Source organism: Coprobacter secundus subsp. similis (genome assembly GCF_015097275.1).
GTDB classification, from domain to species: Bacteria; Bacteroidota; Bacteroidia; order Bacteroidales; family Coprobacteraceae; genus Coprobacter; species Coprobacter secundus.
Map to the genome: position 1 here is coordinate 745,685 of NZ_AP023322.1, position 15,016 is coordinate 760,700.

The window sequence follows — 15,016 nt, forward strand, 5'->3', positions numbered from 1 at the left end:
TTTTTACCAAGTTATTAAATTATGCAACAGTATAGATTACCACATCGACAAGGATTATATGACCCCAGCTACGAGCATGACGCTTGTGGAGTGGGGCTATTGGTTAATATACATGGGGTTAAGTCTCATCAAATTGTAGAAAAAGGATTACAGGTTTTAGAGCATATGGTACACCGCGGAGCTGAAGGTGCCGACTCGAAAACCGGAGATGGTGCCGGCATTATGGTGCAGATACCTCACGAATTTATTCTGTTACAAGGAATCGCTGTACCCGAAAAAGGTCGTTATGGCACAGGATTGGTATTTTTACCAAAAGATGTTGAGGAACAATCTGAGATGTTGGACGTAATACGTAAGACCATTACAGAAGAAGGCCTTTCCCTGTTGGCAATTAGAGACGTTCCTGTTAACAGTTCTGTATTAGGTACCGGATCATTAGCCACTGAACCAGATATTAAGCAGTTATTCATTACCGACACAACCGAGAATACCTTACTTGAACCCAAATTATATGTCCTTCGCAAAAAGATTGAAAAACAAATCTTAGATTCGGCTTTTAAAAATAAAAGAGCCTTTTACATTGTCAGTCTTTCGTCTCAAAACATCGTATATAAAGGGATGTTGTCATCTTTACAATTGCGTTATTATTTCCCCGATTTAATAAGCCCTTATTTTACGTCGGGAATGGCATTGGTGCATTCCCGTTTCAGTACCAATACTTTTCCGACTTGGGATTTGGCACAACCGTTTAGGCTATTGGGACATAATGGAGAAATAAATACTATACGAGGCAATCGTTTATGGATGGAAGCCCGTGAAAGCGTTCTGCAACCGTCGAATCTCGGAAAAGAACCTCTTACTCCAATTATACAGCCTGATATGAGTGATAGTGCCTCATTGGATAATGTGCTCGAATATTTTGTTATGGCGGGAATGAGCTTACCTCAAGCATTGGCGATGTTGATTCCTGAAAGTTTCAATGATAAAAATCCAATATCGACAGATTTGAAAGCTTTTTATGAATACCATAGTATTTTGATGGAACCGTGGGATGGCCCCGCAACATTACTTTTCTCAGACGGACGATATGCCGGAGGTATGCTCGACAGGAACGGTTTGAGACCAGCACGCTATTTGATTACCCAAAACGATATGATGGTTATAGCATCGGAGACCGGAGTTTTAGCTTTTGAAGCGGCCGAAATTAAAGAAAGAGGACGTTTACGCCCGGGAAAGATGTTGCTTATCGATATGGAAAAAGGTAAAATTTATAAAGATGCGATGCTGAAAGAAGAATTGGCAGGAGCATTTCCATATAAAGAATGGCTTTCGAAAAATCGGATTAAATTGGATGAAATCAGCTCGGGACGTACAGTAAAACATAGTATAGAAGACTATCCTCAACTATTACAAGTATTCGGGTATCATAGAGAAGATGTCGAAAAAATAATGACTCCTATGATAGTTGATTCCAAAGAACCGGTTAGTTCAATGGGAAACGATACACCTTTGGCCGTATTATCCGACCAACCTCAACGATTGTTCAGTTATTTCCGTCAACAATTCGCCCAAGTAACGAATCCTCCGATTGATCCTCTGCGAGAAGAACTGGTAATGTCTTTAAGTAGCTACATCGGGGCGATTCATCAAAATTTACTGGAACCCTCGCCAGAGTTGTGCAAAATGGTCGAACTGAAACGTCCGATATTGACGAATACCGAACTTGACATTCTTTGCAATTTAAGATACAAAGGTTTCCGTACTCGGAAATTACCCATGCTTTTCTCTGTAAAAGAAGGTACTCGGGGATTAGAAAAAGCCATAGAAAATCTTTGTCATGAAGCTGAAAAAGCTGTAGATGAAGACTGTAACTATATTGTATTGAGCGACAGAAATATCGATAAAGATACAGCCCCCATACCGTCTTTATTAGCTGTTTCGGCTGTTCATCACTATCTCATATCTCAAAGAAAAAGGGTACAAATTGCATTAGTTGTAGAAACAGCCGAAGCAAGAGAAGTGATGCATTTTGCTCTTTTATTAGGATATGGAGCCAGTGCCATAAATCCCTATCTTGCTTTTGCTGTTGTCAACGATTTGGTAGAACGTAAAGAAATACAATTGGATTATCATACAGCCGAGAAAAATTATATCAAAGCCATAGATAAAGGTTTGTTGAAAATTATATCGAAAATGGGTATTTCGACAATCTGCAGTTATCGAGGAGCACAATTATTCGAAGCTATAGGATTATCATCTACATTGATAGAGACTTATTTCAAAGGTACGGTATCGAAAATAGAAGGTATCGATATCAATGAATTGGTAGCCGATATATTATTATCCCATCAAGCAGCTTATTCAGCTGACTTCAAGACAGATTCTCCTCTAAGACACGATGGAATATATACTTATCGTAAAGATGGAGAATACCATGCGTGGAATCCTGAAACTATTGCTACATTGCAATTGGCCACAAGGCTGGGTAGTTATAAGAAGTTTAAAGAGTATACATCCTATGTAGATAATAAACCAAAACCTGTATTTATCCGAGATTTTATGGATTTCAAAAGAAATCCTATCGATATTTCTCTCGTAGAACCAGTGTCGGAAATTACTAAAAGGTTTGTTACCGGAGCTATGTCATTCGGTTCCATTAGCAAAGAAGCGCACGAAGCTATGGCTATAGCGATGAATGCTCTCGGTGGTAGAAGTAATACAGGAGAGGGAGGAGAAAATCCTTCTCGTTTTATCCCGAGAGAAGATGGCAGCCTTGCTCGTAGTGCAATAAAACAAGTGGCATCCGGTCGTTTTGGAGTTACGGCTGAATATTTGGTCAATGCAGATGAAATACAAATAAAGATTGCACAAGGTGCTAAACCGGGAGAAGGAGGGCAATTACCCGGATTTAAAGTGGATAAAATTATTGCAGAGACTCGGCATTCTATTCCGGGTATATCTTTAATATCACCACCTCCTCATCACGATATATATTCTATCGAGGATTTGGCGCAGTTGATTTTTGATTTAAAAAATGTCAATCCACAAGCTCGTATCAGTGTGAAATTGGTATCAGAGAGTGGGGTAGGAACTATTGCTGCCGGAGTAGCCAAAGCAAAGGCCGATTTGATTGTTATCAGCGGTTGTGAAGGGGGAACAGGGGCAAGTCCTACAAGTTCTATCCGTCATGCAGGATTACCTTCTGAATTAGGATTATCCGAAACACAACAAACTTTAGTTATAAATAATCTGAGAGGACAGGTAAAGTTACAAGTCGACGGACAACTCAAAACCGGTCACGATATAATTATCCAAGCTTTGCTCGGAGCAGAAGAATTCGGATTTGCCACAAGTGCTCTTATTGTCTTAGGTTGCGTAATGATGCGTAAGTGCCACATGAATACTTGTCCTGTAGGTGTTGCGACTCAAGATGAAAGACTGAGAAAACGCTTTACTGGACGTTCTCAATATCTGATTAATTTCTTTACATTTTTGGCAGAAGAAGTCAGGGAATTATTGGCAGAAATGGGGTTCACAAAATTTGAAGACATCATAGGACGCTCGGATTTGATAACGATAAAAGATACATCTGTCAAGAAAACGAAAAATTTGGATTTTTCTAAAATAATTTATCAACCGGAAGAAGCATCGGTAAATGCTGTCCGAAAAATTGTTGAACAAGATCATAAGATAGACGATATCCCCGATCGTATGCTTATCAAAGTAACCGCTCCGGCGATAGAGTCAAAAATGTCGGTCGAGCTGGACTTTCCTATTTATAATACTGACCGTGCTGTCGGGGCTATGCTGTCGGGAGTTATTGCCAAAAAATATGGAGAGAAGGGATTACCTGACGATTCTATCTACTGCAAATTTAAAGGCTCTGCCGGACAAAGTTTCGGTGCTTTCTTATCACATGGAATAACTTTCCGATTAGAAGGTGACGCTAACGATTATGTGGGTAAAGGACTATCCGGAGGGAAAATCCTGATTGTTCCTCCTCGGGGAGTGTCTTTTGCTCCTGAAGAAAATATTATTGCGGGAAACACTTTGCTCTATGGTGCTACTTCAGGAGAAGTGTATATAAACGGACGAGTAGGCGAGCGATTTTGTGTGAGAAACAGTGGAGCCATTGCTGTTGTTGAAGGAGTCGGAGACCACTGTTGTGAATATATGACTGGCGGAAGAACCGTGGTATTAGGAACGGTCGGACGTAACTTTGCTGCAGGTATGAGCGGAGGTATTGCTTATGTATGGAATAAAGATGAAAATTTCGATTATTTCTGTAATATGGAGATGGTTGAACTTTCCTTAATCGAAGAAACAACCGACAATCGGGAATTACACGAACTGATTACCCGACATTTTGACTATACTCGAAGCCCCTTGGCAAAACGTATGCTCGACAATTGGAACGAATATGTCAATCAGTTTATTAAAGTAATACCGATAGAATATAAAAAAGTACTTCACGATGAAAAAATGTTGGCATTGCAACAAAAAATAGCCGAAGTACAAAGAGATTATTAATTGAGATGATACATTATTTTAAAGGATGAAATGATATGGGAAACCCAAAAGCTTTCTTGACTATAAAAAGAAAAGAAGCGGGATATCGTCCCGTGAATGAACGAATATATGATTATGGGGAAGTAGAACAGACTCTCAATGAAGAAGATCGGCAATTACAAGCATCCCGTTGTATGGAGTGTGGAGTAGCATTTTGTCATTGGAGTTGTCCGCTGGGAAATAAACAACCGGAGTGGCAAGATGCACTATACAAAGGAAAATGGAAAGAGGCCTACAAACTATTGGTTGCTACCGATGATTTTCCTGAATTTACAGGCCGTGTGTGTCCGGCTTTGTGCGAAAAAGGTTGTGTCTTGAATAAAATCGGTGAACCCGTGACGATTCGTGAGAATGAAGCTGCAATTATAGAAAAAGCCTTTGCAGAAGGATATATTACACCCCAAATGCCGAAAATTCGGAATGGCAAGAAAGTTGCTGTTATTGGGTCGGGGCCTTCAGGATTGGCTTGTGCCAACCGCTTGAATCGAAAAGGATATACGGTAACAGTATTTGAGAAAGATGAAAAGCCCGGAGGATTACTTCGATATGGTATCCCTGATTTCAAACTGAATAAATCGGTTATCGACCGGAGAATAAAACTGATGAAAGAAGAAGGCATAATATTTAAATGTTCAGTAGAAGTCGGAAAACAAATAAAAGCTGCAAAACTTTTGAATGAATACGATGCAATATGCATAGCTATCGGTTCAGGAGTTCCCCGAGACTTGAAAGTCGAAGGTCGGAATTTGAAAGGTATCTATTTTGCATTGGACCTTTTAAAGCAACAAAATAGGGTAATTGCCGGTTGTCCGATTCCTGAAGAAGACCGTATTTCGGCAAAAGGGAAAAAAGTATTGGTTATCGGAGGCGGAGACACCGGGTCCGACTGTGTCGGTACATCTATCCGGCAAGGAGCAACGGAAGTAACCCAGATAGAAATTATGCCTAAACCTCCCGTAGATTATAATCCCGATACACCGTGGCCTTATTATCCTATGATATTGAAAACTTCGAGTTCCCATAAAGAAGGTTGCAATCGACGTTGGCTGTTAGATACCAAACGATTTATCGGTGAAAATGGGATTGTAAAAAAAGTAGAGGTTGTAGAAGTCGAATGGGAAAAAGATGAGGCCGGACATCCCCAATTGAAACGAACCAATCGTTCTGAAATTATTGAGGCAGATTTGGTTTTATTAGCTATGGGTTTCGTACATCCGGTTTACGAAGGTCTATTGGAAGAATTGGGGGTCAAGTTGGATGCTCGAAAGAATGTGGAAGTAGTCGATGGCAAAAGCTCTGTAGATAAAGTCTTTGCTGCAGGAGATTCTGCTTTTGGTGCCAGCCTTGTAGTCAAAGCTATTGCGTCAGGAAGAAAGACCGCATCGAAAATAGACGAATACGTTAAAAACATTAAATAAGTAATCGTGTATATTGACTACGTCGTTTTATCGGTATTAAATTATGTTATATGTAGACGAAAATAAACATATTTTTCTTTCAGAAGTGAGGAGAAACATTTCTCTTTGTAGTGCTTTTTCAAGGAAATACGTTTATAACAAGAATAAAGAAAATGGCAGAAGCAATTAAGCATGAGTGCGGTATAGCTATGGTAAGATTGCTAAAACCGTTATCGTATTATCAAAAAAAATACGGAACATATTTATACGGTCTAAACAAGTTATACCTGTTAATGGAAAAACAGCATAACCGGGGGCAAGAAGGCGCTGGATTGGCTTGTGTTAAACTTAAAGCCCAACCGGCAGAAGAATACATTTTCAGAGAACGGGCTATGGGAACCGGTGCTATCCAGGAAGTTTTTTCGAATGTACATATTCAAATGGCGAACGTTCACGGAGATATATCTGATACTGAATGGGCAGCGCAACATTTACCTTTTGTCGGAGAAGTATATATGGGCCATCTTAGATACAGTACGACCGGAAAATCGGGAATATCCTATGTCCATCCGTTTTTACGACGAAATAATTGGAAAGCCCGTAATTTGACACTTTGCGGAAACTTCAACATGACCAATGTTGATGAAATCTTTGAACATATCGTATCAGAAGGACAACACCCCAGAAATTACGCTGACACGTTCATTATATTAGAACAAATCGGACACGCTCTTGATATAGAAAATCAGCGTTTATATGACCAGTTTAAACAGGAAGGCCTGCGAGGTATAGAACTTACCAAAAAGATAGAAGATAATTTAAATATAGGTGCAATTTTGCGTTCAGCTTCGCATATATGGGATGGAGGATATGTAATTTGTGGTATTACCGGAAGTGGTGATGCCTTTTCTTTTAGAGACCCGAGAGGTATAAGACCTGCATTTTATTATGTCGATGACGAAATTGTGGTAATAGCTTCGGAACGTCCGGTAATACAGACTGTTATGAACCTGACTACAGACAAAGTAAAAGAATTGCATCCTGGAGAAGGAATCATTATCAATAAAAGTGGGCGAGTTATTCTCGAGCAAATTCAACCACCACTCAATTACAGTGCATGTTCTTTTGAACGAATTTATTTTTCAAGAGGAAGTGACGTCGATATATACAAAGAGAGGAAAGAACTGGGTCGTTTATTAGTAGAACCGATACTCAAAAATATCGATAATGACTTAGAACACTCTGTCTTTTCTTTTATTCCGAATACTGCTGAAGTCGCTTTTTATGGAATGCTGGAAGGGTTAGAAAGCAACCTCAATGAATACAAAGCTGAACAAATTAGGAAATTACCTGACATGAAAAGCGATGAACTGAATCAAATTCTGAAAATGAAAGTCCGTTCGGAAAAAGTCGCTATAAAAGATATCAAGTTACGTACCTTCATTGCAGAAGGTGAAACTCGGGACGATTTGGCAGCACACGTTTATGATATAACATATGGAACAGTAACTCCCTTGGTTGATAATTTAGTTGTTATAGATGATAGTATTGTAAGAGGAACGACGCTGAAACAAAGTATTATTAAAATATTGGACCGACTACAACCTCGAAAAATCGTAATCGTTTCATCCTCTCCGCAAGTACGCTATCCGGACTGTTATGGTATAGATATGTCTCGTATGAGCGAATTTATCGCTTTTAAAGCTGCCGTAGGATTACTGAAAGAAAAAGGTATGGGAAGTTTATTAACCGAAGTGTATGAAAAATCGAAAAAACAACAATTCTTGCCTAAAGAAAAAATTGTGAATTATGTAAAAAATATTTATGCTCCTTTTTCTCAAGAAGAAATTTCTTTAAAAATTGCAGAAATGCTGACGCCAACTGGTACAAATGCCCAAGTGGAAATTGTTTATCAGACTTTAGACGGATTACATCGGGCTATACCGAATCATCCAGGTGATTGGTATTTTTCTGGAGATTATCCAACACCAGGAGGAAACCGATTAGTAAATAATGCATTTATTAATTTCATGGAAGGAGACTATCAGAAGAGATCTTGAATTATAAATAAAAATTGAATATGTGTGGAATCGTAGGATATATAGGAACTCGGGATGCTTATCCTATATTGATAAAAGGATTACATCGATTGGAATACAGAGGCTATGATAGTGCCGGCCTGGCATTAATAGCTGCAGATAATAAAACATTGAATGTATATAAGTCGAGAGGTAAAGTCGCTGACTTAGAACGATTTGCCCAGTCAAAAGATGTAACTGGATTTATAGGTATTGCCCATACGCGTTGGGCTACACATGGAGAACCTAATGATGTAAATGCTCATCCACACTATTCTCAATCTGAAAATTTAGCATTGATACACAACGGTATTATAGAAAACTACAGTACTATCCGGACCGAGTTGGAAAGCAAAGGATATACGTTCAGAAGCAATACAGATACCGAAGTAATTGTCTATTTAGTAGAATATATACAACAAACAAATCATGTAGATTTATGTACAGCTGTCCAATTGACCCTTCATCAAATTGTCGGAGCATATGCGATAGCTGTCATAGAAAAAGGTAATCCAAATTGTATAATTGCGGCTCGTAAAAGTAGTCCACTAGTAATAGGTATAGGAGATAATGAATTTTTCTTAGCATCTGATGCAACACCTATTATTGAATATACAGATAAAGTTGTGTATCTTAATGATGAAGAGATCGCTAAAATTGAAAGAGATAAACCTCTAAAAATCATAAATTTGAAAAATGTGATTATTACTCCTCAGATAAAAAAATTGGCTATGAATCTCAGTCAGTTAGAAAAAGGCGGATATCCACATTTTATGTTAAAGGAAATTTACGAACAACCTAAAACATTACTTGATTGTATTCGTGGCCGTATCAATGTTGAAGGTAATAATATCGTTCTGTCCGGGGTTATCGATAATCGTGACAAATTCGTTCGAGCTTCTCGCATTATTATTGTTGCCTGTGGTACCTCTTGGCATGCAGCTTTAATAGGAGAATATTTGATTGAAGATTGGTGCCGTATTCCAGTCGAAGTAGAGTATGCATCGGAATTTAGATATCGAAATCCGGTGATACATGCTGACGACGTAGTTATTGCCATATCTCAGTCTGGAGAAACAGCCGATACTCTTGCCGCAGTCGAACTTGCAAAGTCAAAAGGAGCCTTTATTTACGGTATCTGTAATGTTATCGGTTCGTCTATTGCTCGAGCTACTCACTCAGGATCATACATTCATGTGGGACCAGAAATTGGAGTCGCATCTACCAAAGCATTTACTGGACAAGTGACAGTTTTGAGTATGTTGGCTTTAACTATTGCCAAGGAAAAGGGAAGTATCCCCCATAAAAAATATGAGGAGAAGGTACAAGCTCTAAAAAATATTCCCGCATTACTTACCGAAGTTTTGAAACAGTCTGATAAAATCAAAGAACTCTCTAAAATATTTACTTACGCACATAATTTCATCTATTTAGGACGTGGATATAATTATCCGGCAGCATTAGAGGGGGCATTGAAACTGAAAGAAATCTCATATATACATGCTGAAGGTTATCCAGCTGCAGAAATGAAGCACGGGCCAATTGCGTTGATTGATACAGAAATGCCTGTTGTTGTCATAGCTACGGCAGATCGTATTTATGAAAAAACGATTAGTAATATTCAAGAAATTAAAGCCCGAAAAGGGAAAATAATTGCTATTGTAACAGAAGGTGACACTGTAGTCAAGGATATAGCTGATGTGTGTATTGAAGTACCTAAGACGATAGAGGAATTTGAACCTATTGTTTCTTCTATACCTTTACAGCTTTTGGCCTATTTCATTGCAGTCAATAAAGGGAGAGATGTAGATCAACCTAGAAATCTGGCAAAGTCAGTAACTGTTGAATAGAAAAATAGCGTTCGTAACTGATGCCATGAAATAAATAAAAGCAAATTTGGTATACTGCTCTATCTCAACATAAGCAAAATAAAGGAATCAGGCAAATGCCCGATAGTTGGATATATCACCGTTAACACACCCTACAGATGATACATCTCAATTCGTCTATGATGACACAGAACAATGAATAACGGGAAAGGAATCCTAATACAGTACCCACTGGGCAAATCGTATTGCAATAGGTTCGTCAACCTTGCCAAACCTATACACATAGCGTAATAGAGGTAAATGATACGAAAGACAAACTCCATCAAGGTGACAAAACCGTGAGCCAGATTACTTATAAATTAGGGTTCGAATATCCGAAATACTTCAGTCGGCTATTCAAGAAGGAAATAGGCATTTCACCGAACGAATACAAGGCAATCAACTGAATATATCCCTTCTTTACATCGTTATTCCCTCCGGACATATCGGACAGAAATAACGATGCAGGTCAGCAGCTCTGCAGCGGGAATGGCGAGCCATAAACCCGGAACACCAATCAGACAGGGCAATAGGATAAAGCACGGTACGAGAAAGAATATTCCACGCAGCAGGGTATAAACGGTGGACACCATTGCTTTCTCTATGCTTTGGTAATAGCCGATAAAGGCGATATTGACCGCAAAAAACACGGCACACATGGCAAAGAGCGGCAAGCCCTCAACAGCCAGACCGTAAGCGTTTTCCTGTGGGTCGAGAAACAGGCGCACAATTCCCGTCGCACCTAACCATAGGCACACCATTACCGACAAACCACAGACAATAGCGGTAAAAAGCGATACGCGCAGAGTCCGGCTGATACGTTCCGTCAGATGCGCTCCGTAGTTGTAGCTGATAATCGGCTGTGTCGACTGTGCGACGGCATTGCTAATAGAGAAGACCACCGGGAAAAGATAGCAAGCAATGGCGAATGCGGCGACACCGTCCTCACCGAGCAGAGAGATGAACATGTAGTTACCCGTGAGCATCATGACGCTCATGGCCAGTTCGGTCAGAAAAGTGGCAAAACCAATGCGTGCCATATATCCCGTATTGCGCAAAGTCAACAAAAGCGAGGTCAGCGACCATTTTAACGGGTAAAACCTCAGCTTATTCGGGAAACAAAGGAAATAGACCAAGACCATCATCCCTCCGGTAGCACAAGCTATCGAGGTAGCCAATGCAGCCCCCATCACACCCCAGTCTAGAGGGAATACCATGTACCAGTCGAGCACGATATTAACGACCGCTGCCACGATCTGCACAGACATGGCATACTTCGGCGACCCGTCCAGACGAATGAGCATCATGCCCACGCACTCGATGAAAAGGAACGGAAGCCCCGGTAGCAGCCAAAGTAGGTAGCTTACAGCTTTCAGTTCAAGCAGCGGGCTGCATCCAAGCAGGTGAACGACCTGCCGGGGGAATACCATACTTCCGACACAGATAATCCCGACAAGCACCAACCCCACGATGAAGGCCTGTGTCATGATGATACGGGCAGCTTTCACCTTGTTTTCCGACAGCCGGATGCTTGCTACCACCGAAGAGCCGATACCGAACATTAGTCCGATACCGGTAGCGACCATAAAGATCGGTGCGACGATATTTACTGCCGCGATACCTTCGGCTCCGACACCCTGACCAACAAAAATCCCATCGATGAGCGTCAAGGCCGAGTTGAAAATCATCCCGACAAGCGTCGGGAAAAACAAAGCCCGGAACAACGGGCCGATTTCGCCTTTTGCAAAATCAAGTTTATCCCGATCCAAATTTCTATTTTCCATATAACTTGTTTTTCATTAAAATCATTATCAGTTACGTTTGCTTCTCAATCGTTTTATCCACAAATAATAACCGGTCAGAGGAAGTATCGCTCCAAGTATAGCGGCTATGAACATGAGGAATTTGGTCAATATACCTCCTCAACTACCAACATGAACGGAGTAAGTCCAGTCCCATACTTTCGTTTCCCAGTCGATACCCTTATGCAAACTAAAGCCGGTAATCTCTCCGCCCATGCCGTCAAAAGCATAACTGTCCAATGCAAGGCAAATCCGAATTGTTTGTTACGTCCCATTATTTCTCTCGTATAAGGATTGACATATACCGCGGCACGATGAGGCTGCGACAAGCTGACCATATAGTCCCTTCATTTTCGGAAGGGATTGTGACTCCTGTAATTTTCACACTGTCCAATAAGGCTACGGATATTTTTTCAAGCAACTGTCCTATAGGCAAAGATTCATTGTGTCCGATATGGTAAGTTTCTTTATGGATAATTTGTTTTATATTGTCCTCGAAAACCAAGCATGGCCCCAAAAAACACACGAGTGTTATGAGCAATCCAAACGAAATGGAGAACCATAAATGTATGTTATGAAATAGTTTACGCATCATTTTCCAACACAATATTTATCTCTAAATTTAGCGAATGCAAATTTAGAGATTTATCTTGGAACGGTTTAGGTGATTTTTCGGTGTTTTATGGAACTTTTCAATACAATAGCTTCCATTACAGCCCTATTTTAGCTAATTTTGCGGTATGATTACATCAACTTACCCGAATGAATCAAGCGGCACAACCGATTGGAGGAAAAGCGTCGGACGCGCCATAAAGACCGACGGCTGTGTGTTTCTCTTCTGTACAGGTGGAAGAGCGTCCGTATCCGTAAATATGCAGAAAATGATTTTCCGACAGGGAAATATGGCGGTACTGACCCCCGATGTATGGTTTTCAGTATCGGAAGTTTCAAGCGGTTTTTCCTCGCGTTACGTCGCCTTATCGGAAACCATGATTGAGGCTGCTTATTATAAGATAACCAGCGCTTCCATGTGGGATTACCTTCATCATGTTCCTATATTGAGATTGTCACCACAACAACGAAGCCTCGTAATGGGATGGATGGAGCAAATGGATTGGATATTGGCGAAGTTCACCGACCCAGACCGCATTACGCTGCTGAACAACAACGTTTACAATCTGTTCTTCGCCATTGACAAAGAACTTGATAAAGCACTCAAAAACAAGACTATGACACGGAAAGACAGGGCGTGGGATATTACCTGCCGTTTTTGGTCGCTCCTGACGAAGCATTCGTTCCGTGAACGAGCTGTCAAGTTTTACTCGAATGCGCTGCATATCACTCCTGACTACCTGAACAAGGTCTGCCACCGTGCATACGGAATGTCTCCCAAAGCCTTGATAGAACAGCAACTTCTTGTTGAGATAAAAAGCTATCTCACAGATACCCGACTGCCCGTCTCTGAAATCGCCGAGCGGTTAAATTTCGAGGACACATCCTACATGTGCCGATTCTTCCGCTGCAAAATTGGTTGTTCTCCACTAGAATTTCGGAATGGAAACGCAGTTCCGAAAATAAGGGAATAATATCGTATTTAAATTATAAAATTATCCCTAACTTGTAATTATATCTTACAAAAATGTAAACCAAATTCTACTGTGTTTTTTGAGGATTATATAACTTGTTGCCCCAACTGTCGTATCAGAACATCCATTCGCAGGTTCTAGGTCATCTCATATATTTATTTTTATCTTCTTCAGTTATTTTTTTAATTACACTCTACAAGGGATTCGCAGCAAACTAATACATTAGCGAAGATATTATTGTTTATAACAACCTATTTTAGTCTCTACATTTTTCTGTTCCCACGTCGATTTTTTATATTTGTAAATTATTGAAGATAAAAAGGAGAGATTTTCAGATTATTATTGCCAACCACCACCAAGAGCCTTATATAATTGTACCATAGAAATCAGCTCATCCCGAATAGCATTGTTTAATTCTGTTTGTGCTGAAAAATATGCACGCTGAGCATCTAATACATCTATATAACTAATGATGCCATTTATATATTGCAGATTCGCTAATCTTAGATAACTATATGCTGCTTGTTCTAAATTATATTGAGTTTTATAGACATCTTTCATTTTCTGATAGTTCATTAATGAATTGTCTACCTCCTTAAAGGCTTGTAAAACACTTTTTTCATATTGGTATACTTCTTGTTCATAAGCAGCCTTTGAAGCTTTCCAGTTAGCCCGATTTTTTCCAAAAGCAAATAATGGAGAAAGTAAATCTGCACTAATAAAACCATATGGAGATTTTAGAAAATCGCTTAAAGCTTCACTCTCCAATCCGAACTTTCCTGTTAAAGCTATACGAGGAAACATATCGGTAAAAGCAACTCCTACATTAGCATTCGCTGCAATAAGTCTTTGTTCTGCTTGACGTATATCAGGTCTACGTTGGAGAAGGGTAGAAGGTAATCCTACCGGTATTTCTAAAGGTAATTGTTGCATTTGCATCAATTTTCCGGTCTCTATTTCATGAGGATAATCCCCGGTCAAAAAGGCAAGATCATTTCGTTTTAATCTTATATCTCGTTCTAATTCAGGTATTAATGTCTGCGTCTTGGCCAATTCCACTTCCGATTGCTGATAAGCTGTTTCAGATGTCAGGCCACCATTGAATCTCAATTTTGCTAATCGCACACCCTCTTTTCGGGCTTCTACTGTCTGGTTTACAATATGAAGCTCCTGTTCTAAAGCAATTAATTCGAAATATGTTTGAGCTACTTCGCTCACTAATGTCATTTGCAAAGCTCTTTGAGCTTCCACAGATTCTAAATATTCTGCAATATCAGCAACTCTCGACCAACGTAAATTACCCCATAAATCAAGTTCCCAAGAAAGGATACCTTTAGCCTCGAAAGTATCATCATTTTTTGCATTATCCTTGCCTAAATTAAAAGTTTCTCTCTCTCCATGGATGTTAATTCCCAATTCTGGAAATAACTTTGAGAAAGATATCCTTTTTCGTTCGGCCATCTCTTTTACCCGAGATGCAGCAGTAAGCATATCCTTATTATATTCAAGAGCACGTTTAATTAAATTTTGTAATATGGTATCGGAGTAAATTGTCCACCAACTTTCATCTGCAATAGTTAGAGAATCAGTTTGTGTCGCTATAATTTTATCGGGTAGATTCAGCTCCGGACGGGTATATTTTTTCCCTATCTTACAAGAAGAAAATATACAAGCTATAGAAAACAATCCTATTATATATTTGTTTCTCATACGAAT

10 protein-coding genes are annotated in these 15,016 nt (G+C 39.7%); 6 read left to right on the forward strand and 4 right to left on the reverse strand.

The window, feature by feature from the left end; all coding sequences use genetic code 11:
• Positions 1-21 precede the first annotated feature (21 nt).
• From gltB to Cop2CBH44_RS16680, 5 genes are all read left to right on the forward strand, one after another.
• Positions 22-4,530, forward strand: a complete 4,509-nt coding sequence (gene gltB / locus Cop2CBH44_RS02760; protein WP_200755505.1) for a glutamate synthase large subunit — start codon at positions 22-24, stop codon at positions 4,528-4,530.
• Between the two features lie 35 nt (positions 4,531-4,565).
• A complete protein-coding gene (locus Cop2CBH44_RS02765; protein WP_021930163.1) occupies positions 4,566-5,987 on the forward strand; it encodes a glutamate synthase subunit beta in 1,422 nt (473 codons plus the stop codon).
• Between the two features lie 152 nt (positions 5,988-6,139).
• A complete protein-coding gene (locus Cop2CBH44_RS02770) occupies positions 6,140-8,026 on the forward strand; it encodes an amidophosphoribosyltransferase (protein WP_200755506.1) in 1,887 nt (628 codons plus the stop codon).
• 20 nt (positions 8,027-8,046) lie between these two features.
• Positions 8,047-9,894 (forward strand): glutamine--fructose-6-phosphate transaminase (isomerizing), encoded by a 1,848-nt coding sequence (gene glmS, locus Cop2CBH44_RS02775; RefSeq protein ID WP_021930165.1) that lies wholly within the window; start codon positions 8,047-8,049, stop codon positions 9,892-9,894.
• Between the two features lie 269 nt (positions 9,895-10,163).
• Positions 10,164-10,319, forward strand: coding sequence for a helix-turn-helix domain-containing protein (locus tag Cop2CBH44_RS16680; protein WP_082430121.1), 156 nt, complete (start codon positions 10,164-10,166; stop codon positions 10,317-10,319).
• A 21-nt stretch (positions 10,320-10,340) separates the two neighbouring features.
• On the opposite strand, the gene Cop2CBH44_RS02785 is transcribed toward Cop2CBH44_RS16680, so the two are convergent.
• From Cop2CBH44_RS02785 to Cop2CBH44_RS16645, 3 genes are all read right to left on the reverse strand, one after another.
• Positions 10,341-11,696, reverse strand: a complete 1,356-nt coding sequence (locus tag Cop2CBH44_RS02785; RefSeq protein WP_200755508.1) for an MATE family efflux transporter — start codon at positions 11,694-11,696, stop codon at positions 10,341-10,343.
• Between the two features lie 125 nt (positions 11,697-11,821).
• On the reverse strand, positions 11,822-11,989 hold the full coding sequence (locus Cop2CBH44_RS16640) for a hypothetical protein (RefSeq protein WP_021930167.1): 168 nt from the start codon (positions 11,987-11,989) through the stop codon (positions 11,822-11,824).
• Positions 11,989-12,309 carry a hypothetical protein gene (locus Cop2CBH44_RS16645; protein ID WP_055095982.1) on the reverse strand — a complete coding sequence of 107 codons (321 nt, stop codon included), beginning with the start codon at positions 12,307-12,309 and terminating at the stop codon, positions 11,989-11,991. The genes Cop2CBH44_RS16640 and Cop2CBH44_RS16645 overlap by 1 nt, the downstream gene beginning before the upstream one ends.
• Before the next feature lie 286 nt (positions 12,310-12,595).
• On the opposite strand from Cop2CBH44_RS16645, the gene Cop2CBH44_RS02795 reads away from it, so the two are divergent.
• On the forward strand, positions 12,596-13,300 hold the full coding sequence (locus Cop2CBH44_RS02795; protein WP_200755509.1) for a helix-turn-helix domain-containing protein: 705 nt from the start codon (positions 12,596-12,598) through the stop codon (positions 13,298-13,300).
• 339 nt (positions 13,301-13,639) lie between these two features.
• On the opposite strand, the gene Cop2CBH44_RS02800 is transcribed toward Cop2CBH44_RS02795, so the two are convergent.
• Complete coding sequence (locus Cop2CBH44_RS02800; protein ID WP_055096288.1) at positions 13,640-15,010, reverse strand: efflux transporter outer membrane subunit; 1,371 nt, start codon at positions 15,008-15,010, stop codon at positions 13,640-13,642.
• Positions 15,011-15,016 lie beyond the last annotated feature (6 nt).